Annotated in this window: 16 protein-coding genes; 7 read left to right on the forward strand and 9 right to left on the reverse strand. The window is 74.8% G+C overall.

Annotated features, from left to right (window positions below; all coding sequences use genetic code 11):
- Positions 1 to 155 precede the first annotated feature (155 nt).
- Together F0L17_RS23310 and F0L17_RS23315 are read left to right on the forward strand one after the other, a co-directional pair.
- A complete protein-coding gene (locus F0L17_RS23310; RefSeq protein ID WP_155072578.1) occupies positions 156 to 1,097 on the forward strand; it encodes an ROK family protein in 942 nt (313 codons plus the stop codon).
- Between the two features lie 136 nt (positions 1,098 to 1,233).
- Positions 1,234 to 2,271, forward strand: coding sequence for an NUDIX domain-containing protein (locus F0L17_RS23315; protein WP_162466607.1), 1,038 nt, complete (start codon positions 1,234 to 1,236; stop codon positions 2,269 to 2,271).
- A gap of 131 nt (positions 2,272 to 2,402) precedes the next feature.
- Here F0L17_RS23315 and F0L17_RS23320 read toward each other — a convergent pair whose 3' ends face one another.
- Positions 2,403 to 3,791: a dipeptidase gene (locus tag F0L17_RS23320; RefSeq protein WP_155072579.1), complete on the reverse strand. Its 1,389-nt coding sequence runs from the start codon at positions 3,789 to 3,791 to the stop codon at positions 2,403 to 2,405.
- 163 nt (positions 3,792 to 3,954) lie between these two features.
- Between F0L17_RS23320 and F0L17_RS23325 the strand changes: the two genes are divergently transcribed.
- Complete coding sequence (locus F0L17_RS23325) at positions 3,955 to 5,163, forward strand: geranylgeranyl reductase family protein (RefSeq protein ID WP_338018187.1); 1,209 nt, start codon at positions 3,955 to 3,957, stop codon at positions 5,161 to 5,163.
- Positions 5,164 to 5,226: 63 nt separating this feature from the next.
- Here F0L17_RS23325 and F0L17_RS23330 read toward each other — a convergent pair whose 3' ends face one another.
- On the reverse strand, positions 5,227 to 5,694 hold the full coding sequence (locus F0L17_RS23330; RefSeq protein WP_155072580.1) for a nitroreductase family deazaflavin-dependent oxidoreductase: 468 nt from the start codon (positions 5,692 to 5,694) through the stop codon (positions 5,227 to 5,229).
- A 162-nt stretch (positions 5,695 to 5,856) separates the two neighbouring features.
- Here F0L17_RS23330 and F0L17_RS23335 point away from each other — a divergent pair, with 162 nt between their 5' ends.
- Entirely contained in the window at positions 5,857 to 6,582 is a 726-nt protein-coding gene (locus F0L17_RS23335; RefSeq protein ID WP_155072581.1) for a TetR/AcrR family transcriptional regulator, read from the forward strand.
- 99 nt (positions 6,583 to 6,681) lie between these two features.
- Here the strand turns inward: F0L17_RS23335 and F0L17_RS23340 are convergent, their stop codons facing one another.
- Positions 6,682 to 7,470 carry an AfsR/SARP family transcriptional regulator gene (locus F0L17_RS23340; RefSeq protein WP_162466609.1) on the reverse strand — a complete coding sequence of 263 codons (789 nt, stop codon included), beginning with the start codon at positions 7,468 to 7,470 and terminating at the stop codon, positions 6,682 to 6,684.
- Positions 7,471 to 7,919: 449 nt separating this feature from the next.
- Between F0L17_RS23340 and F0L17_RS23345 the strand changes: the two genes are divergently transcribed.
- Complete coding sequence (locus tag F0L17_RS23345) at positions 7,920 to 9,152, forward strand: ROK family protein (protein ID WP_162466610.1); 1,233 nt, start codon at positions 7,920 to 7,922, stop codon at positions 9,150 to 9,152.
- 35 nt (positions 9,153 to 9,187) lie between these two features.
- Here F0L17_RS23345 and F0L17_RS27155 read toward each other — a convergent pair whose 3' ends face one another.
- From F0L17_RS27155 to F0L17_RS23360, 3 genes are all read right to left on the reverse strand, one after another.
- A complete protein-coding gene (locus F0L17_RS27155) occupies positions 9,188 to 9,778 on the reverse strand; it encodes an ATP-binding protein (protein WP_202917924.1) in 591 nt (196 codons plus the stop codon).
- A gap of 142 nt (positions 9,779 to 9,920) precedes the next feature.
- On the reverse strand, positions 9,921 to 10,250 hold the full coding sequence (locus F0L17_RS23355) for a hypothetical protein (RefSeq protein WP_162466611.1): 330 nt from the start codon (positions 10,248 to 10,250) through the stop codon (positions 9,921 to 9,923).
- 167 nt (positions 10,251 to 10,417) lie between these two features.
- On the reverse strand, positions 10,418 to 11,287 hold the full coding sequence (locus F0L17_RS23360) for a DeoR family transcriptional regulator (protein ID WP_162466612.1): 870 nt from the start codon (positions 11,285 to 11,287) through the stop codon (positions 10,418 to 10,420).
- Between the two features lie 213 nt (positions 11,288 to 11,500).
- Here F0L17_RS23360 and F0L17_RS23365 point away from each other — a divergent pair, with 213 nt between their 5' ends.
- The gene (locus F0L17_RS23365; RefSeq protein WP_338018188.1) at positions 11,501 to 13,882 is read left to right on the forward strand and encodes a hypothetical protein; all 2,382 of its coding nucleotides are present in this window, start codon (positions 11,501 to 11,503) and stop codon (positions 13,880 to 13,882) included.
- Positions 13,883 to 13,894: 12 nt separating this feature from the next.
- Here the strand turns inward: F0L17_RS23365 and F0L17_RS23370 are convergent, their stop codons facing one another.
- Together F0L17_RS23370 and F0L17_RS23375 are read right to left on the reverse strand one after the other, a co-directional pair.
- Positions 13,895 to 16,372, reverse strand: coding sequence for a right-handed parallel beta-helix repeat-containing protein (locus F0L17_RS23370; RefSeq protein WP_155072584.1), 2,478 nt, complete (start codon positions 16,370 to 16,372; stop codon positions 13,895 to 13,897).
- Positions 16,373 to 16,515: 143 nt separating this feature from the next.
- Entirely contained in the window at positions 16,516 to 17,100 is a 585-nt protein-coding gene (locus F0L17_RS23375) for an Rv1733c family protein (RefSeq protein ID WP_162466614.1), read from the reverse strand.
- A 384-nt stretch (positions 17,101 to 17,484) separates the two neighbouring features.
- On the opposite strand from F0L17_RS23375, the gene F0L17_RS28380 reads away from it, so the two are divergent.
- The gene (locus F0L17_RS28380) at positions 17,485 to 18,474 is read left to right on the forward strand and encodes a universal stress protein (protein ID WP_155072585.1); all 990 of its coding nucleotides are present in this window, start codon (positions 17,485 to 17,487) and stop codon (positions 18,472 to 18,474) included.
- A gap of 38 nt (positions 18,475 to 18,512) precedes the next feature.
- Here the strand turns inward: F0L17_RS28380 and F0L17_RS23385 are convergent, their stop codons facing one another.
- Positions 18,513 to 20,912 carry a phosphoketolase family protein gene (locus F0L17_RS23385; protein ID WP_155072586.1) on the reverse strand — a complete coding sequence of 800 codons (2,400 nt, stop codon included), beginning with the start codon at positions 20,910 to 20,912 and terminating at the stop codon, positions 18,513 to 18,515.
- Positions 20,913 to 21,044 lie beyond the last annotated feature (132 nt).

Here is a 21,044-nt window from a genome sequence, read left to right on the forward strand (position 1 = left end):
TGGTGCGGGAGGTGCGGGGGGTGTCGGCCACTGCGGTCCTGTCCTGTCGTCGGCGGGCTTGTGACACGTTCTCGGTGGTACGTCGCCGGGGCAAGAGCATAGGGCGGGCAGCGGAGGTGGACAACGTTGTCAACAATGGGTGAGACTTGCCGCTCATGGACCAGGATCTTCTCGCCGCCCTCGACATCGGCGGCACCAAAATCGCGGGCGCTCTGGTGGACGACGACGGTGGACTGCTGGTGAGCACGCGGCGCCCCACCCCCGCCCGGGAGTCGGGCGACGACGTGATGCGCGCGGTGACGGAGGTGCTCGACGAGCTGCGGGCCTCCGACCAGTGGCCGCGTGTCGCGGCGGTGGGCATCGGCAGCGCCGGACCGGTGGACGGCCGGCGCGGCACGGTGAGTCCGGTCAACATCCCCGGCTGGCGGGACCACCCGCTGGTCGACGGGGTGCGCGCCACCGTCGGGAACATGCCCGTGTCCCTGGTCGGGGACGGGGTGGCGATCACCGCCGCCGAGCACTGGCAGGGCGCGGCGCGGGGCCGGGACAACGCCCTGTGCATGGTGGTCTCCACCGGTGTGGGCGGCGGACTGGTCCTGGACGGACGGCTGCACACCGGACCGACCGGGAACGCCGGGCACATCGGCCACATCAGCGTGGACCTCGACGGCGCGCCCTGCCCGTGCGGCGCGCGCGGTTGCGTGGAGGGACTGGCCAGCGGTCCCAACATCGCCCGGCGAGCCCTGGAGGACGGCTGGCGGCCCGGACCGGACGGCGACACCAGCGCCCGAGCGGTGGCGGCCGCCGCGCGGGCGGGGGACCCCGTGGCGGCGGCCTCCTTCGAGAGGGCCGCGCGGGCGCTGGCGGCCGGGATCGCGGCCACCGCGACCCTGGTGGAGATCGAGATCGCGGTGATCGGCGGGGGAGTGGCACAGGCCGGCGAAGTGCTGTTCGGACCGCTGCGGCGCACGTTGGCCGAGTACGCCACGCTCTCCTTCGTCCGGGACCTGGAGGTCGTCCCGGCCGGAACGGGAACGGACGCCGGTCTGGTGGGAGCCGCGGCGGCCTGCCGGGAGGCGCTGGGCCGGCCGGTGTGAGGCCGGGGCGCACGGAACGCGCACGGAACGCGCACGGGTCGTGGGCGGGTTCGGGCGAGCGGGGGTGGTGCGAGGGCGCGTTTCCGGTGCCGGGTGGAGCGGGCAGGGAACCGGGGACGACGGAATAGGGGGACCCGTGATCGTCTGGCTGAACGGCGCCTCCGGCGCCGGCAAGACCGCTGCGGCCCACGAGCTGGTCGAGCTGCTGCCCGAGAGCACCCTCTTCGACCCCGAGCTGGTCGGCGCCGGCCTGCGCGCGCTGTTGCCCCGCAAGCGCCTGGACGAGGTGGCCGACCCCCAGGACCTGCCCGCCTGGCGGCGGCTCGTGGTGGACACGGCCGCCGCCCTCCACGGGGAGGTGGGAGGGACGCTGGTGGCGCCGATGACGCTGCTGCGGCAGGAGTACCGCGACGAGATATTCGGCGGGTTGGCGGCCCGCCGCATCCCCGTGCGGCACGTGTTGCTGGAGGTCGCGGAGACGACCCTCCGAGAGCGCGTGGCCCGGCGCGAGGAGGAGGCCGAGGACGAGGAGGCCCGCGCGGCGGTGCGCTCCCGGGGCCTGGAGCACCTCCCGGCGTACCGGCGTGCCCTGGACTGGCTCCGGGCCGACGCGTACACCCTGGACGCGTCCTCCCTCACCCCCAGGCAGGTGGCCGAGAAGGTGGCGGCGGCGCTGCGCGCCGGGAACGGCACCTGCGAGATCGTGCAGACACCGGAGCCCACCACCGAGACCGTGGCGGCCGGGATCCTCCTGTTCGACGAGGAGGACCGGGTGCTGCTGGTCGACCCGACCTACAAGCCGGGCTGGGAGTTCCCCGGCGGCGTCGTCGAGCCCGGCGAACCGCCCGCCCGCGCCGGAGTGCGCGAGGTGGCGGAGGAACTGGGCCTGCGGCTGGACGCCGTCCCCCGGCTGCTCGTCGTCGACTGGGAGCCGCCCCGACCGCCCGGTTACGGCGGTCTGCGCCTGCTGTTCGACGGCGGCCGGTTGACCGCCGCCGCGGCGAACGGCCTGCTGCTGCCCGACGCGGAGCTGCGCGGGTGGCGGTTCGTCACCGAGGACGAGGCGGCCGGACTGCTGCCCCCGGTGCGGATGGAGCGGCTGCGCTGGGCCCTGCGCGCCCGGGAGCGGGGCACCACCCTCAACCTGGAGGCGGGCACGCCGGTCGGCGCGTGACGGAGCGGCGGAACGCCCACACCGCCACGAGGCGCGGGTGGCCGGCCGGCGGCGCCTCCGCCCGCAGACCGGCCACCCGCGCCTCGCCGAACCCGGCCGTCCGCGCCCCGCGGGTCCGGCGGGGCGGACGGTCAGCCGCGCCGTGCCTCGGCGTACCCGCGCAGGAACAGCGCCTCGGCGACCGACAGCCGACGCAGCTCCTCGGGCGAGACGCTCTCGTTGACGGCGTGGATCTGTGCCTCCGGCTCGCTCAGACCGATCAGCAGGATCTCCGCCTCGGGGTAGAGCGAGGCCAGGGTGTTGCACAACGGGATCGAGCCGCCCATGCCGGCCGTCTTCATCTCGGTGCCGTCGTACGCCTCGCGCAGCGCCTCGGCCATCGCGGCGTACGCCGGGCTGGTGGTGTCCGCACGGAACGGCTGGCCCTCGCCCACCTGCTCGATCCGCACCCGCGCGCCCCAGGGGGCGCGGGACTCCAGGTGGGCGGTGAGCAGCTTGGTGGCCTCGGCGGCGTCGACACCCGGCGGGATCCGCAGGCTGATCAGGGCCTGGGCGCTCGCCTGCACCGAGGGGGTGGCGCCGACGACCGGCGGGCAGTCGATGCCGAGCACGGTGACGGCCGGGCGGGCCCAGATCCGGTCGGCGACCGTACCCGAGCCGATCAGCTCCACCCCGTCCAGGACCTTGGCGTCCGCGCGGAAGTCCTCCTCCGAGTACCGCAGCCCTTCCCAGGAGGCGTCCGCGGCCAGCCCGTCGACGGTGGTGGAACCGTCCTCGGCGCGCAGCGAGTCCAGCATCCGGATCAGTGCGGCGAGCGCGTCCGGAGCCGCTCCGCCGAACTGGCCGGAGTGCAGGTTGCCCTCCAGGGTGTCGACCCTCACCGTCACCATGGTCATTCCACGCAGGGTGGCGGTGACGGTGGGCAGGCCGACACGGAAGTTGCCGGAGTCCCCTATGACGATGCTGTCGGCGGCCAGCAGCTCCGGATGCTGTTCGGCGTAGCGCTCCAACCCGCCGGTGCCCATCTCCTCGGAGCCCTCGGCGATCACCTTGACGTTCACCGGCACTCCGCCGTTCGCCTTCAGGGCGCGCAGCGCGAGCAGGTGCATGATGAGGCCGCCCTTGCAGTCGGCGGCGCCGCGCCCGTACCACCGTCCGTCGCGCTCGGTCAGGGTGAACGGCGGGGAGAGCCAGGCGGCCTCGTCCAGCGGCGGCTGCACGTCGTAGTGGGCGTAGAGCAGGACGGTCGGCGCGCCGGCCGGGCCGGGCAGGAAGCCGTACACCGACCGGCTGCCGTCCGGGGTGTCCAGCAACGCCACGTCCGTGAAGCCCTCGGCGCGCAGCGCGTCGGCCACCCACTCCGCCGCCGCCGCGCACTCCTCGGGCGGGAACTGCGCCGGGTCGGCCACCGACTTGAAGGCCACCAACTCGGCGAGTTCGGCGCGGGCCCTGGGCATCAGCGAGGTGACGGTGGCCTCCAGCCCTGATCGGACGGACGAGGGGCGGCTGCCCTGGGTCATGGGGAACGCTCCTTCGAAGTGCTGCGTTGTGTGCCTGTGGACGGGATCACCGGACGTACAGGCGGATACGTGGTGCCGATACTCTCCCACAGGGGGTGCGCGCGGCCGCAGGTCCTAGGATGCGGCGGTGACCGGTAGCGGCCAAGCGGGAGCGGTAACACACGTGAGCAGCGAGAACGCCGAGGGTACGGACCGACAGGACCCGGTATGGGACGTCGTGGTGGTCGGAGCGGGACCGGCCGGGGCCTCGGCGGCGTACGCCGCGGCCGTCACCGGGCGCCGGGTCCTTTTGGTGGAGAAGGCCGAACTCCCGCGGTACAAGACCTGCGGCGGGGGCATCATCGGCCCCTCCAGGGACGCCCTGCCGCCCGGCTTCGAACTGCCCCTGCGCGACCGGGTGTACGCGGTCACCTTCTCGCTGAACGGCAGGTTCGCCCGTACCCGCCGCTCCCGGAACATGCTGTTCGGCCTGGTCAACCGGCCCGAGTTCGACCAGGCGCTGGTGGAGTCGGCGCAGAAGGCCGGCGCGGAGCTGTGGACGGGAGTCACCGTCTCCCGCGTCGAGCAGCACGGCCCGGCCGTTCCCGACCGGCGCACCGTCGCCGTGGTCCTCGCCGACGGGCGGACCGTGCTGGCCCGTGCCGTGGTCGGAGCGGACGGCAGCGCCAGCCGGATAGGAGCCCACGTCGGGGTGAAGGTCGATCAGGTGGACCTGGGACTGGAGGCGGAGATCCCGGTGCCACCGTCGGTGGCGGAGGACTGGGCGGGACGCGTCCTCATCGACTGGGGACCGCTGCCCGGCAGCTACGGCTGGGTGTTCCCCAAGGGGAACACGCTCACGGTCGGGGTGATCTCCGCCCGTGGGGAGGGTGCCGCCACCAAGCGCTACCTGGAGGACTTCATCGCGCGTCTGGGGCTGGCCGGCTTCGAGCCCGAGATCTCCTCGGGGCACCTCACGCGCTGCCGTTCGACGGACTCGCCGCTCTCCCGCGGCCGGGTCCTGGTCTGTGGCGACGCCGCCGGGCTGCTGGAGCCGTGGACGCGCGAGGGCATCTCCTTCGCCCTGCGCTCCGGCCGGTTGGCGGGGGAGTGGGCGATGCGCGTCGCCGAGGCGCACGACGCGGTCGACGCACGCCGCCAGGCCCTCAACTACGCCTTCGCCGTCAAGTCGGGGTTGGGCGTGGAGATGGGGGTGGGAAGCCGCATGCACACCGTCTTCTCCCGCCGTCCGGGAACGCTCCACGCCCTGCTCACCGGATTCCGCCCGGCCTGGAACGCCTTCGCCAGGATCACCCGGGGGACGACCACGCTCGGGGAGCTGGTCCGCACCCACCCGCTCGCCCAGCGCGCCCTGGAGAGGATGGACCGCTGACCCGCCGGCCTCGGCGGCCCGGACGACGGCCGGTGCGGCACCGCCTTCGGCCCGGCCTTCCGTTCACTCCTCCAGGGTGATCCGGAAGGCCGGGTGCTGGTGGGCCGCCGCCGACAGCTCCTCGTCGTCGGACGTCGGTCCGACACCCTCGAAGAAGGCCCCCACCTCCCACTTCCACTTCGCCAGATAGGCCCGCAGCACCGCCGGCTTCTCGTCGTCCGACAGTTCCACGGCCGTGAACCGCTCCACGCGCCGACCGAGCCGCAGCTCCCCGCCACCCGCCGCCCGCAGGTTGCGCACCCACTGGGTGTGGCCGCGTGGTGCGACGAGGTACCTCTCGCCCCGGAACTCCAGCGGATTCACGGGAGTCGTCCGCCACTCGCCGCTCTTGCGCCCCCGCACCGCCAGGATCCGCGAGCCGGCCACTTCGACGCCCCGCCGGTTCAGCCATCCGACCGCCCTGTTGAGGACGTGCCGGGTGAGCACGCCGGGCTTCCTGTGGTGCGCCCGCCGATCCACTGTCGCGCTCATCTCCGCCTCCTGGAATCGATGCCCCGATCCGTACGAGAAAGGGGATCCGAAAAGAGAGCAGTGCTCTCTGCGTACAGCCAGTGTCGCACGCGGTCCAGGGCGATGCAAGAGCAGTGCTCTCGTTTTCGTGCGCCGTTCCGGCGAGCCGGCAGAATGCCCTTCATGAACGCGATCAGAGGAGCCAGGGAACGGGCCCGCGCCGAGATCACCGCCGCCATCAAGGACGAGGCGCGCCGACAGCTCGCGCGGGAGGGCGCCGCCCGCCTCTCCCTGCGCGCGGTCGCCCGTGAGCTGGGCATGGTCTCCTCCGCGCTCTACCGCTACTTCCCCAGCCGCGACGACCTGCTGACAGCGCTGATCATCGACGCCTACGACGCGGTCGGCTCCGCGGCCGAACGGGCCCTGGCCGCGGCGGACCGGGACGCCCCCGTCACCCGCTGGCGTGAGGTCTGCGGAGCGGTGCGTCGGTGGGCCCTGGCCCATCCGCACGAGTACGCGCTGATCTACGGCTCACCCGTCCCCGGCTACTTCGCGCCCCAGGCCACCGTCGCCCCCGCCTCCCGTGTCGCCCTGGCCCTGGTGGTCGTCGCACGCGACGCCCGCGCGGCGGGGGTGCTGCGCGAACCGGCCGTCGACGAGGCGGTCCCCGTGCCGCCCGAAGCGGTCGCCGAGGACGCCGTCCGGCTCGTGGAGCGCCTCGGCATCGACCTCCCCGCCCCGGTGACGGCGGCGCTCGTCGCGGCCTGGGCCGAGCTGTTCGGGCTGATCGGTTTCGAGCTGTTCGGACACTTCAACCGGCTGATCGACGCCCGCGAGGAGTTCTTCGACCACGCCGTCACACGGCTCGCCGCCACCGTGGGGCTGACCGACCCCCCGAAGGAGCCCTGACCCCTCGGACGCGCCGACCCTCGCGTCGAACGTCGGTGCGCCCGTCCCCGGGGGCGGGCCGCGCGGGTCGGCGCCACCCCCGAATCCGTCGGCCCGACGTCACGAGGCCAGCGCGGACTCCGGCAACAGCGTGGGGTCCTGACGCAGGATCCGGGCGTGCAGTTCCCGCAGGGCCGGTCCCGGGTCGCCCCCCGTTCCCTCCGCGATCCGTCGCCGTGCCTCCTCGTAGGCCACCAGCGCCTCCGCGGGCCTCCCACCGCGGTACAGGGCCAACATCAGCAGCTCCACCAGGCGTTCGCGCAAGGGGTGCTCGTCCACCCGCCGCGTCAACTCGCGGACGCACTCGCGGTAGTGGCCCAGCTCCAGATCGCCCTCCAGGCGCGTCTCCAGCACCATCAGGCGCTTCTCCGCCCAGCGGCGCCGCTCGCCGGCCAGATACGGGCCGGTGAGCCCCTCGGCGAACTCGCCGCGCCACAGCTCCTCGGCCTGTCTCGCCAGCGCGCCGGCCCGACGGAGGTCGCCGGACTCCCGCGCGGTCAGGGCCTCGCGCAGCAGCGTCCTCCGCTCCGCCAGGTCGTCGATCCCGGCGTTCTCCAATCGGTAGCCGCTGCCGGTCCACACCAGTTCCGGGGACGAGCCCCCGCCACCCGCCGCCGCGAAGGCCCGACGCAGACCGGAGACGTACTTCTGTGCCAGGTTCCGCACGTGTGAGGGCGGTTCGCCGCCCCAGACCGCGCTCACCAGCGCGTCGTACGACATCGGCCGCCCTTCCTGGAGCAGCAGGACGGCGAGCACCGCCCGCTGTCTGGGCGGTCCCAGTGGTACCTCGGCCCCGTCGCGCAAGGCTCGCAGCGGACCGAGCAGTTCGAATCGCAGACCCTCAGCCATGTGCGCCCTCCCTCGCTGCCCTATGAGCCTACGTCCTCGGCAGCGTTCCAGTGGATCTTCCGACGAACGGACCGGTCGGGACGCGCCTGGGTCCGGCCGCGTGGAACCGCACACGGTACGGGCGCCCACCGGCGCGTCCTCGACGCGTGGCCGACCCGACGCCGCGGGCCTCGCGCGCCCCGGTCGGCCTCGGTCGCTCCACCGGACGGTGGAGGGGCGCGCCAGGGTCCGGCGTCGACGCGGCGGAGCGTCGTCTCGTGGGCCTGCCGCCGTGCCCGGAAGGTGCGCGCGGACGACGCGCCGGGCGGCAACCCGCCCTCGCCCCGGAGACGTTCGGCGAAGCGCTCGGTGTCCACGGGGGACGGTGTGCCGGAGGCCGGCGCGGTTCCACTGGGACATCCGGAGGCCACCCGCTTTGTTCGGGAGCGACACAAAGCCAGAATGGAACGGTGACCCCGACGCGTACAACAAGGCTGGAGAGAGGCCGCGGCGCCCTCGGCCCGGCGCTGGAACTCGTGCACACCGGGCGCGCGCCCACCCGTGCGGTGCTCACCGCGGAGCTCGGCGTGACCCGGGCGACCGCGGGGGCCGTGGCCGCCGAGTTGGAGGCGCTCGGGCTGATCACCGTCGACTCCCGGCCCGGGGTCGCGGCGGGAACCCAGGGGCGCCCCTCGCACCGGCTGTCGATCGACCCCGACGGTCCGGTCGTGCTCGCCGCGCAGGTGCACGCCGACGGGTTCCGCGCCGCCCTCGTCGGACTGGGCGGCCGCATCGTCGCCACCGAGCCCGGCGCCCTGACCGTGGAGGCCGATCCGGCGCAGGTCCTCACCGAGGTCGTCAACGCCGGGGTCCGGTTGCTGCGCGAGACCGGGCGGCGCTGCCTGGGGGCGGGGCTGGCGGTCCCCTCCGCCGTCGCCGAACCCGAGGGCACGGCCCTCAACCCGCTGCACCTGGCCTGGCCTCCGGGCGCGCCGGTGCGGGACATCTTCACCCGTTGCCTGGCCGGGGCCGGTGTCGTCGGGCCGTCCGGGGACGAGCCCGTGACCGGCCACGCCGCCAACGACATCAACCTCGTGGCGCTCGCCGAGCACCGCCACGGCGCCGGCCGCGGCGCCCGCGACCTGTTGTGCGTGGCCACCGGGCACCGCGGCGTCGGCGGCGCGCTGGTCCTCGACGGCCGGTTGCACACCGGCAGTTCGGGGCTGGCGATGGAGGTCGGACACCTGACCGTGGATCCGGGCGGCCGGCCCTGTCACTGTGGAGGGCGGGGCTGCCTCGACGTGGAGACCGACCCCCTGGCCTTCCTGGAGGCCGCCGGGCGCGAACCCGGACCGGAGACCGGCATGCTCCGGCGCGCCCTGGAACTGCTCCGCACCGGATACGCCACCGACCCGGCGGTGCGCGACGCCGCCCACCTCCTCGTCGACCGGCTCGGCCTCGGGCTGGCCGGGCTGGTGAACATCCTCAACCCCGACCGGATCCTCCTGGGCGGTCTGCACAGCGCGTTGTTGGAGGTCGATGCCGAGCGACTGCACGCGGTGATGGGGGAGCGCAGCCTGTGGGGACGCGGCGGCAGCGTGCCGGTGCTGGCCTGCGCCCTGGAACACAGCAGCCTGGTCGGCGCCGCCGAACTGGCCTGGCAGCCCGTTCTGGACGACCCCATGGCGGCGCTGTCGGGCTGAGCGCGCACGGCGCCGGGGGCGCGGTCAGGGAGCGGTCAGGGAGCGGTCCGGGCGCCGGCTCCCGCTCGGGCGGGAGCCGGCCTCCGGGAGCGGGCCGAGGAGCCCGGTCGCGACAGGGACCCCGGCTCGGGCTCCGGCTCGGGGGACGACGGCGGGGGCGGGACCTGACGCGGTTCGCCGCCCACCGACCGTGCCGCGGATCCCGCGGGGGGCACGGACCCCGCGGGGGGCACGGGCGCGTCGCCCGAGGCGGTCCGGGGCGGGACCGGCAGGGTGAGCCACAGGGCCCCGTCCTCGGTGTCGTCGCGCGCCACCCGACCGGTGCCGACGGGGAGGAACCCCGGGAAGCGGGCGGTGGGCGGCCCCGGGGTGTCGTCGCGCACGGAGATCCTCAACTCGTCCAGGCGCAACGCGATCTCCACGGTGCACCGCCGGTCGGTGCCCGTCCGGCGGTGGACGTCGGAGAGCAACTCGGCGACACCGGTCGAGGCCGGGGCGACGAGCGCGTCCAGTTTCCAGTAGCGCAGATGAGCGGAAACGATTCGGCGAACCTGTCCGGCCCGCGAGGGCAAGGCCTGGAACTCCACCGTCCGTTGCCGGCCGGACGTACTGGGGTGGCTGATCACGACTGCGGCTCCCTGAATGACGGGTGAGGATCCGGACGACGGAGAGCGCGTCAAGCGTGCTGACGGCCGCTACGACACAAGCATCAGCGTGATTCAGGTGACAAAAGGGTGCAAGTCGGGAGTGTCAAAGGTGCTGCGCCACTCAGCGGGGGGCCGTCCGCCCCTCCGCCGCGACCGTGGGGACCCTCCGACTCCGGGCACCGCGCAGCGCGGCCACCAGGGCGTCGCGCACCTGTCCCTTCAGACGCAACGCGTACCGGTTGCCGTTGATGGTCGCCAGTGCCCGGTCCGACGCGGCGTACCACGGCCCGCTGACGCGGACCTGCTCCACCGGGGCGCCGTCGATCTCCCGTCCGTAGCTGGTCAGCAGCACCAGTCGGCCGTCACGGACGACGACCTGTCCGGACCGGGTGAGCGAACGCAGCCACCGTGCTATCCGTACTCCGGTGGCACTGAACTCGGGCTCCGCCACAGCGCACCGCCTCCCACCTCGTCACCGTCGGCTCGCCGTCGCGGCCGGGTCCTCGTCGGCGTCACCCACCGGGTGCCCCGCCAAGAAGTCTGCACCCGTCCCCGCCGGTGCGCCAGAGGGTGGGAACGGCAGTACGCGCACCACGGCACGGAACGACTCCCCCCGCGCTACCGCGCGCCCTCCGCGTCACCGGTTCCCCCACCCGCCACCACCAGCTCCAGGCCCGGAAGGAGGTCGCCGATCTCGGTGCGCGTCGCCTCCGGCATCCCGCTGTCGGTCACCAGTGTGTCCACCTCCTCCAGCGAGGCGAACGAGCTGAGCCCCACCGTTCCCCACTTGGTGTGGTCCGCGACGACGACCACCCGGCGGGCCGAACGGACCAGACGGCGGTTGGTCTCCGCCTCGGCCAGATTGGGCGTGGAGAGCCCCGCCTCGACGGATATGCCGTGCACGCCCAGGAACAGCACGTCGAAGTGGAGGGAGCGGATCGCCGCGTCCGCCACCGGACCCACCAGCGAATCCGAGGGGGTGCGCACCCCACCGGTGAGCACCACCGTCGCCGCGCCCGCCCGGCCGCCGCCCCCCGCGTCGTTCCCCGTGCCGCCGTCCGCGCCCCGCGCGGCGTGGAGGACGTCCGCCACCCGCACGGAGTTGGTCACCACCGTCAACTCCGGCACCTCCGACAGGTGCCGGGCCAACGCGTACGTCGTCGTCCCTCCCGAGAGCGCGATCGCGCTCCCCGGCGCCACCATCGCGGCGGCCGCCCGCGCTATCTCCTCCTTGGCCCCCAGTTCCAGGGACGACTTCGCCTCGAACCCCGGCTCGTGGGTGCTCGCCCCCGACACCGGCACCGCGCCGCCGTGCACCTTCTCCAGGACGCCCTGCCGGGCCAGCGCGTCCAGATCGCGGCGCACCGTCATGTCCGAGACCTTCAGCCGGCGGGTCAGCTCGTTGACGCGCACCCCGCCGCGGCGCCTGACCTCGTCCAGGATGAGCGTGCGCCGCTGCTCCGCCAGGAGGTTCTGGTTCTCGCTCACCTGTCGGTCCGTCCCTTCTCCACACCGGTGGCCGTACGCGCGGTCATACGGGCATCTGTTCGGCCCACATCCTTCCACGGAGCTCCGACAGCGCCCGCGGCACGATTGTGACGTGCCGGTGGGCCGTTCGGGGTGCGCCCAAGGGTGTACACCCCCCATCCTGGAGGCTCCACGAGGGAGTCGGGCGGGCGGGAGGCCCGCGGATCGGGGGCCGTGACATTGTCCGACAACCGGCCGGGAGCACCGGCGGGCGCACACCACGAACCGGCGTTGGAACTCCTGGTGCACGGTGTGGGCGGCACCACGCCGCAGGAGATGCTGGGAGATCCGCGCACCGTCCGCGTCACCGGGGACGGCACCGCCGGCATCCACCGCCGCACCGACGACGCGACTGCCGAGGACCGCCCGGGGGAGCGTCCGGCGCACCCGCCGTCGGCCGGTCGCGCCCCCCGCCCCATCCCCGAGGCGTACTGCTGGTCCAACCTCACCTCCGGCAACAGCGCCCGCGCCCTGTGGCTGCTCCTGCTGCCGTTCATGGTCGCCAACCTCGCCCACTGGATGCGTCCGGCCGCGCCGGCCCGGCACCCCGCCCAGCGGGTCTACGACGTGCTGGTGAGGCTGGTGGCGCTCTCCCTGACCGTCCTGCTGACCGCCGCCGCCTGCGAGGTCGCCCTCGACCTGGTCGCCTGGCAGTGCGCCGCCTCCGAGCGCTGCGCGGCCGGCAAACCCTGGCTGCGCCCGCTCACCGGGGGGTGGTGGTCGCAGCCCGGCCGCCGGCTCGTCCTGGCCGCGCTGCCGCCCGTCGCGCTCACCGCACTGCTGTGGTGGCTGTCACACCGCACCTGGAGCGCCTACGAGTCCGCCTCGCCGCCCCCGCGGCCGCCCGGGCCGGCCCACCCCCAACCCGGCGGGGAGCGGCCCGCGCTGTCCCTGCCCGGTTTCTGGTACGGCCGCCGCCTGGTCTCCCGGCTGCGCGCCGCGCACACCGCCGCCGGACTGCTGACGGTGGCGACCGCGCTGCTGACCGCGGTCCTCGACCACGACCGGCGACCCGGCGGCCCGGTGCCCACCGGCTGGGGCTGGACGGCGGCCGTCGCCGTCGCGGCGGGCTGGGCGGCCACCGTGCTGGTCGCGGTCCGCAAGGGGCGCACCGAGTCCGAGCCGGACGAGAGGATCGACCGGCTCGCCTCGACGGTGCTGCCGGGGGCCGCGGTGGGGGTACTGGCGCTGGTCGCCGGGTACGCCGCCTGGCCCCGTCCGGGCTGGTCGTCCTCCGCGCAACTCCCGGGCACCGGCGTGTTCGCCTGGCTCATGCTCCTCCAGGGCGCCCTGGCGGCCGCCACCGCCGTCACCGCGTACGTGCTGCACCGGGCGACGCCGCCCGGCTCGTGCGCCGGGCGGTGCGCCATGGGCGGTCTGGGCGGCGCCGCGGTGGCCCTGCTGGCGTGCGCGCTCGGCGGGGTGCTGACCGGAGGCACGGCCCAGCGCGTGGCGGACTGGCTGGACAAGGACGGCACCCCGGGCATGGCCGGCGGCGCCATCACCGGCCCTCCGGTGCTGTTGAGTTGGCAGGCCGCCGCCATACCGCTGTTGCTCCTGGTCGTCCTCGTCTTCGCGTCGGGCGCCGTGGTCCACGTGGTCCGGGAACGCGGGAGGCTCACCCCGGGGATCGTCGACTCCTACGAGGGCGAACCCCGCGAACAGGCCTCCCGCAGCCGTCGGATCGCCGGCGCCGTCGCCCGGGCGCGGCTCACCGACGCGGCACCGACCCTGATCGCCTCCGTCACCGCCGCCACACTGCTGCTGGGCGGCGGCGCGCTGGCGGGTGCGGTCCGCACCGAACTGCCGCCCGGAGCGGCGGCACGGGCCTGGCCCGGTCCGCTGCCCGCGGCCGCCGAGGCGGCCCAGGCGCTCGGCTCCTGGCTGATGGGGGCGGTGGTGCTGCTGCTGGTGGCGATGGGACGCCGCGCCTACCGCGACGCCGCCGCCCGCCGCACGATCGGCATCCTGTGGGACGTGGGCACCTTCTGGCCGCGCGCCGCCCACCCCTTCGCGCCGCCCTGCTACGCCGAGCGCGCGGTGCCGGACCTCACCTGGCGGATGTCCACCTGGACCGCGCGGACCGGCGGGCGACTGGTGATCTCCGGGCACTCCCAGGGCAGTGTGCTGGCCGCCGCGGCCGTCTGGCAGCTCGATCCCGCCACCCGCGGACGCGTGGCGCTGCTCACCTACGGATCGCCGCTGGAACGGCTCTACGGCCGCTGGTTCCCGTCCTGTTTCGGCCCCGGGCCGCTGCGCGCGCTGGCGGAGGAGGTGGACTGCTGGCGGAACCTGTGGCGGCGCACCGATCCGATCGGCGGTCCGGTGCTGGTCGATGGGGAGGACGGGGGGCCGGAGGTGGACCGCGATCCGCTGCGGGACCCCCTGCGGTACGGCAGGACCCCCGAGTACCCGCTGCCCGAGCCGATCCGCGGCCACGGCGACTACCGGGCCGACCCCGCCTTCGACGCCGAGCGCGCCGCCCTGCTGGACCGGCTGGCGGCGCGCGGAGGACCCTCGGTACCGGCCCAGCCCGACCGCGGCGCGGTCGGGTAGGCCGCGGGGCGGTCAGTTTCGCGTGGGGCCCGGCAGGTCCTCGGGGTGGAGCAGCGTCAGGTCGTCGGTGTCCGGGTCGTCCAACTGGGCGACCCGGCCCGCGTGCCGCTCGACCATGGCCTCGAAGGTCTGCCGCGCGGTGCGGCCGTTGCCGAAGGACGGCCCCTTGGGAAGCCCGGCGAAGTACCCCACCAACGCTTCGGCCGTTCCCTCGGCCAACTGGTACTCGTGCTCCTCCGCCTGCTGCCCGACGATCCGCAGCAGTTCCTCGGGGGTGTAGTCGTCGAAGGTGATGGTGCGTGAGAAGCGGGACGCCACACCGGGATTGACGTCCAGGAAGCGCTTCATCTCCGCGGTGTAGCCGGCGACGATGACGACCACCTCGTCACGGTGGTCCTCCATCAGCTTCACCAGGGTGTCGATCGCCTCCCGGCCGAAGTCCCGGCCGGAGTCCTCGGGGGAGAGGGCGTACGCCTCGTCGATGAACAACACGCCGCCGCGCGCCCGGTCGAACGCCTCCTGGGTGCGGATCGCGGTCGAGCCGATGTGCTCGCCGACCAGGTCGACCCGGGAGACCTCCACCAGGTGACCGCGCTCCAGCACCCCCAGCGAGTGCAGGATCTCCCCGTAGAGCCGGGCGACCGTGGTCTTGCCGGTGCCGGGCGGACCGGTGAAGACCAGATGCCTGCGGGCGGAGGCCGCCTTCAGCCCGGCCTCCCGTCGCCTGCGGCCGACCTCGATCATGTCGATGAGCGCCCGGACCTCCTTCTTGACGCTCTCCAGGCCCACCAGCGCGTCGAGTTCGCCCAACACCTCCTTCGCCGGGCGCGCGGCCTCGACCGCGCCGCCGGCGTCGCGGGCGGCTCCGGCCCCGCCCGGACCGTCCCGGTCGGTCGGGGCGGTCCCGGTCGGCTGCTGCTGGGGTATGCCACCGAGCAGCCCGGCGGTGCGGACGGCCGGGTCCGCCGGCGGCGCGGGATCCACCGGCGGCGCGGGAGCGGGCGCCGCCGGCACCGGCGCGGCGCTCTGGTCGCTGGTGCAGTCCTCCACGACGGGGCCCTCGTCGGCGAACTCGTAGCCCCCGCGCGCGCAGCGCTCGGTGCGGCAGCGGCGCAGCACGGCGCGGCAGCCGTCGATCACGTGGAAGCCGTAGCCGTGCGAACCGGTCACCCGGCACTCGGTGAAGGTGCCCCGCCCGTCGGCGGAGACGTAGAAGCCCGCCTCGACGGGGCCGGTGACGACGCAGCGCTCGACGGTCGGATCCGCGCCCTTGGTGACGATCACGCCCGTGCCGGCGCCGTCGATCGTGCAGTTCGCCAGGGTGCCGCCGCTGCCGTGGTCACGGAACCAGGCGCCGGTCGTGGCCTCCCGGATGCGGCAGTCGTCCAACTGCACCGTGCCGCCGTCGCTCACCGACACCGCCGTGTTGCGCACCTGTGCCAGATCGCTGTCCAGGACGTCCGCCCGAGAGCCCCGGTCCAGGACGAACAGGGCGTCGGGCACGTCGTGCACCCGGCAGGAGTCCAGCAGCGCCGAGGCCCCGTCGCTGACCCACACCGCCGGGTAGTCGCCGGTGCTCTCCCGGATCTGGCAGCCGTTGGCGTCCACCCGGGTGCCCGGATCCCACACCGACAGGCCGTTGCGGCCGAAGCGGCGCACCGTGGAGCGGGTCAGGGTCAGCACCGAGCGGGAGCGCAGGTCGACCGCGTTCTCCGGGACGTCGTGGATCTCGCAGTCGGCGAGGGTGAGCACCGCGTCGGTGTCGAGGGTGACGCCGTCGGCGGAGGTGCGGTGCACCCGGCAGTCGGACAGGTGTCCGGACGCCCGCGAGGCGACCCGCACCCCGGCGCCCCTGATCTCGTAGACCTCGCAGCCCACGGCGTCCACCGCGCTGCCCTCCCCGATCAGCGAGAGGCCGGCGCCCGAGGCGTGGTGGACCCGGCAACGTTCCAGCCGGGGGTGGGCGCCGTCGTGCACCACGATGCCGGACTGCCCGGCCGCCACCACCTCGCACTCCTCGAACAGCCCGCCCGCGCCGCCGCCGATGCCGATGCCGAGCCCGGCGGGGTTGTCGATCGTGCAGCGGCGCAGGGTCGGCCGTGCCCCGGACCGCACCTCCACGCCGGCCGCCGACCGCGTCACCACCCGCAGGCCGGACAGTTCCGCGGTGCACTCCTCGATCAGCAGCGCCGGTGCCGTGACGTCCTGCCCCTCGATCTGGAGGTCCCGTACGACGGCCGCCGCGCGCACGGTCAGCGCGACTCCGTCGGGCGGCGCGATCCGCACCGAGCCGGCCTCCCCGCGCTCGGGGCCGCGCAGGGTGACGGCACGCTCGACCACCAGGTTCTCGCGGTAGGTGCCGGGGGCCACGGTCAACACGTCCCCGTCGCCGGCGGCCTGCAGGGCCGCGGAGAGGGTGGCGTAGTCGCCGGTTCGGCGCCGCCACCGCGACGTGCTGGTGTGCGTCACCTGGACCGAGCCCTGTGCCATGGACCGCCTTGCCCCAAACCTCGTGCGAACGTCGACCGCGCTGCCGCGCACATCCGGAGCACCACCGTAGCGTGTGCCGGGCCGATGGGATGACCGGTCCGCCCGTCATCGGCCGGCCGGACGCAACTGCGGTGGGCGAGTGGTCAGTTCGACCGCCCGGCCCACCCCCAGTCGGGGCCGACCCGGGCCCACTCCTCCTCCCAGCGGGCGTAGCGCCAGGACACCAACCGCCGTACGACCAGCCGCCGCACCACCTCCACCAGGAGCGCCGTGAGCACGCCCGTCCCGACCCCGGCCAGGGCGGCGTGCGAGGCGGCGGTGTCGGCGTCCATGGGACGGGTGGTGACCTCGCCACGGGCGTCGATCCACACCCGCAGCCGGTCCCCGGGCTCGGTCGCGCGGTCGGTGACGACCGTGCCCGAGTGGGTGCTGCCGTCGACGGCCGTCCAGGTGGCGGCCACCCGGCGGTCGGAGTCCGTCTCGGGAGCGTCGGAGCCGCCGGGGGAGGTCTCGGCCACCGTCGCCCACACCTGGTGCCGTTCCCGGTGCTGTTCCCGCACGATCCCCGAGAGCGTCTCGTGCGCGGTGTGGCCGCCCCACAGCGCGGCGACGGGCGCGGCCAGGAGCACCGTCAGGACGGCGCACAGGGTGATCCAGCCCTCCGCGCGGTCGGTGCCCCGACACAGCGGGTTCCTCCGCCAGCGCCACAGTCCGGCGATCGATCGCACGATCGCTCACCCCCTCGCCCCGGCCCCCGTCGCCCCGGTCCCGCACGGGGCCGGGCGGCCGGAGGCACCGGTTTCTCCGTCACGTCGAGAGTAGTGGCCCCGCCGGCAACCGCACAGGCGTCAACCCGTCGGCGCCCGAGGCGGAAAGGAGCGTGGGGCAACGGTCCGGAGGCACGGGAGGACGGACGGGGAGGGCGGGCGGAGAGGGCGGACGGGAGAGGGGAGACGGGAGAAGAGGTCGCCGCACTCGGGCGTACTTCCGCCGGACACCGGTGTTCGACGGCCTTCCGGCGGGAACCGACTGACGTGCGTCCGTACCCGCCACGGCCCGCGGCGACGGGTCCCGACGCGCCCGGCCGTGTCGTGTCCGAAGAGGTGAGGACCGTGAACAGCCCTTCCCAGCCCCCCGTCGTGGTCGGCGTCGACGGCTCGGACCACTCCCTGCGCGCCCTGGACCGGGCGGTGGAGGAGGCGGTCCTGCGCGGGGCGCCGCTGGAGGTCCTGTGCGGCATGCCCCCGTACCGCTTCGCTCCCGGCGCGGGGCGCGTCGACACGGGGAGCACGGAGGCCCCGGGGGGCGCGGGGGGCACGGAGGCGACCGCGGGCGGCGCGGACGAGGAGGGGACGGGGAAGGAGCCGGCCGGAGGAGACGGCGACGAGCACCGCCGGGCGCTGCGCCGGCACTTCCGGCACGTCGCGGAGGCGGCCGCCGAACGCGCCCGCGAGAGCGCCCCGGGGCTGCGGGTGGAACCGGTCGTCACCGACGAGACCGCCGTCGCCGCCCTGGTGCACGCCGGTCGACGGGCCGCGCTGACCGTCGTCGGCACCCGGGGCCACGGCGGGTTCACCGGGCTGCTGCTGGGCTCGGTGGGCCTGCGGGTGGCCTCGCACATCGAGGGACCGCTGATGGTCGTGCGCGGGGACAACGACCGCCTCCACCACGCCGTCGTCGTCGGCGTGGAGTACGGGACGGACACCGACGCGGTCCGCTACGGCTTCGAGGAGGCCCGGCGCCGCGCGGCGGCGCTGCGGGTGCTGCACGCCTGGGAGTTGCCGGTGCACGCCGTCGGGGCCCTGGCCCCTCCGCCCACCCGTTACCTGGAGGAGATCGCCGAACAGCAGGCGCGCTACGAGGAGGGCGTCGCGCTGGAGGCCGTCGCGGAGCTCCGCGAGGCGTACCCGGACGTCGACGCCCGCACCGAGACGGTGTACGCCGGTCCCGGCCACGCGCTGGTGGAGGCCGGGGCGGGGGCCGACCTGGTGGTCCTGGCCACCCACCGCCGGCACCGCCGCTTCGGCATGCACCTGGGGCCGGTCACCCACGCGGTGCTGCACCACGCCCACTGCCCGGTGGTGCTCGTCCCCACCGGGTGACCCGGCCGTACGGACGGTGGGGACGTCCCGCCGCCCGGTCACCCGGGCCAGCGCCAGCCGTCCACCTCGGGCAGGTCGGTGCCGTGCTCGCGGACCCAGTGGTGGTGCCGCTCGCGCGTCCTCTCCATCGTCCGGCGCAGCTCCGCGGCCCGGTCGGCCAGGCCCGGAACCCGGTCGACGACGTCCATGACCAGCCGGTAACGGTCGGCGTCGTTGCGCACCACCATGTCGAACGGGGTGGTGGTCGATCCGCTCTCCCGGTAGCCGCGCACGTGCAGCCGGTCGTGGAGGCCGGCCCGGTGGGCGATCCGGTGGATCAGCCACGGGTAGCCGTGGTAGGCGAAGACCACCGGCCGGTCACGGGTGAAGAGCGCCTCGAAGTCCCCGTCCGACAGTCCGTGCGGATGGCTCCCGCTCGGGAGGAGTCGGGCCAGGTCGACGACGTTGACCACCCGCACCGCCAGGTCCGGCAGGTGCTCGCGCAGCAGGGCGGCGGCGGCCAACACCTCCTGGGTGGGCACGTCGCCGGCGCAGGCCAGCACCACGTCCGGCTCCCGGCCCGGCTCCTCGCTGCCGGCCCACTCCCACACGCCGGCGCCGCGCGCGCAGTGCTCGCGGGCCTGCTCGGGGGCGAGCCAGTCGAAGCAGGGTTGCTTGCCCGCGACGACGACGTTCACCTCGTCGGTGGTCCGCAGCACGTGGTCGGCCACGTACAGCAGGGTGTTGGCGTCCGGCGGGAGGTAGACCCGCACCACGTCCGGGCTCTTGTTGAGGATGTGGTCGACGAATCCGGGGTCCTGGTGCGAGAAGCCGTTGTGATCCTGGCGCCACACGTGCGAACTCAACAGGTAGTTGAGGCTGGGGACCGGGGCCCGCCAGGGCACCTCCCGGGCGTTCTGCAGCCATTTGGCGTGCTGGGTGGCCATGGAGGCGACGATGGTGGAGAACCCCTCGTAGGAGGCGAACAGACCGTGCCGCCCGGTGAGCGTGTAGCCCTCCAGCCAGCCCTGGCACAGGTGCTCGGAGAGCACCTCCATCACCCTGCCGCCCCGGTCCAGGTTCCGGTCGGTGTCCAGGACGGCGCCCTGCCAGGCGCGGGGCGTGGCGGCGAGCACGTCCTGGAGGTGGTTGGACTCGGCCTCGTCGGGGGAGACCAGCCGGAAGTCGCGTCGGTCGGCGGTGTCCTCCACGAGTCGGCGCAGCAGGGTGCCCAGCACCCGGGTCGGCTCGTGGACGGACGCGCCGGGCGCCTCCACCGGCACCGCGAACTCCGACGGGTCCGGTAGGGGCAGCGGACGCCGCAGCCGTCCGCCGTCGGCGTGCGGCGAGGCACCCGGCCTCCGCCCCCCGCGCGGCACGCACTCCAGCACCTCGGGGCGTGGGCGGCCGGAGGAGTCGAACAGTTCCTCGGGCCGGTACGAGCGCAGCCACCGCTCCAGCGCGCGCAGCCGCTCCGGGTTCTCGCGCACGTCCTTCAGCGGGATCTGGTGGGAACGCCAGGTGTCCTCCACCGGCTCGCCGTCCAGCTCGCGGGGACCGGTCCAGCCCTTGGGGGTGCGCAGCACGATCATCGGCCGGTGAGGACGCTCGGCCACCCCCTCCTCCCGAGCCGTCCGGCGCAGCGCGGCGATCCGGTCCAGCGCCTGGTCCAGGGCGGCCGCCATGGCGCGGTGCACCGTCTCGGGCGGGGTGTCGGGAGCGGCCGTCACGTACAGCGGATCGTGCCCGTAGCCGCGCAGCAGGGCGTCCAGGTCCCCCTCGGGGATGCGGGAGAGCACGGTCGGGTTGGCGATCTTGTAGCCGTTGAGGTGCAGCACGGGGAGCACGGTCCCGTCGCGCACCGGGTCCAGGAACGCGGTCGAGTGCCAGGAGGCGGCCAACGGGCCCGTCTCGGCCTCGCCGTCGCCGACGACGCAGACCGCCAGCAGGTCCGGGTTGTCCAGGACGGCGCCGTAGGCGTGGGCCAGGGAGTACCCCAGCTCGCCGCCCTCCTGGATCGAGCCGGGCACCACCGGAGCGGTGTGGCTGGGCAGGCCGCCGGGGGAGGAGAACCGTTCGAACAGACGGGCCATGCCGGCCCTGTCGCGGCCCGTGTCCGGCCACCGTTCCCCGAAGGTGCCGTCCAGCCAACTGCCGGCCAGCACCGCGGGCGCCCCGTGGCCCGGCCCCCACACGCACAGCACGTCCAGGTCGCGGGCGGAGATCACCCGGTTGAGGTGGGTGTGGACCAGCCCCAGGCCCGGGCAGGTTCCCCAGTGACCCAGCAGGCGCGGCTTGACGTGTTCGGGCCGCAACTCCTCGCTCAGCAGCGGGTTGTCCCGCAGGTAGAGCTGGCCCGCCGCCAGGTAGTTCAGGGCGCGCCAGTGCGCGTCCAGCAGTGCGCACTCGCGGTCGGTGAGAGGGGACACGAGCGGGGGGTGCGTCGCCGAGTCCTGCATCGGTCGTCCTCCAGGGGGTCGGTCGGGTCGGTGGGCCCTCGGACAGGCGCCCCAGGCCCGTGTCCCCACAGCGTGGCGCGCCACACCCGGAAGGCGTCCCTCCGGAGCAGCGCCGCCGGCCGCGCGACACTC

The sequence above is a fragment of the Streptomyces taklimakanensis genome (genome assembly GCF_009709575.1).
Taxonomy (GTDB): Bacteria; Actinomycetota; Actinomycetes; order Streptomycetales; family Streptomycetaceae; genus Streptomyces; species Streptomyces taklimakanensis.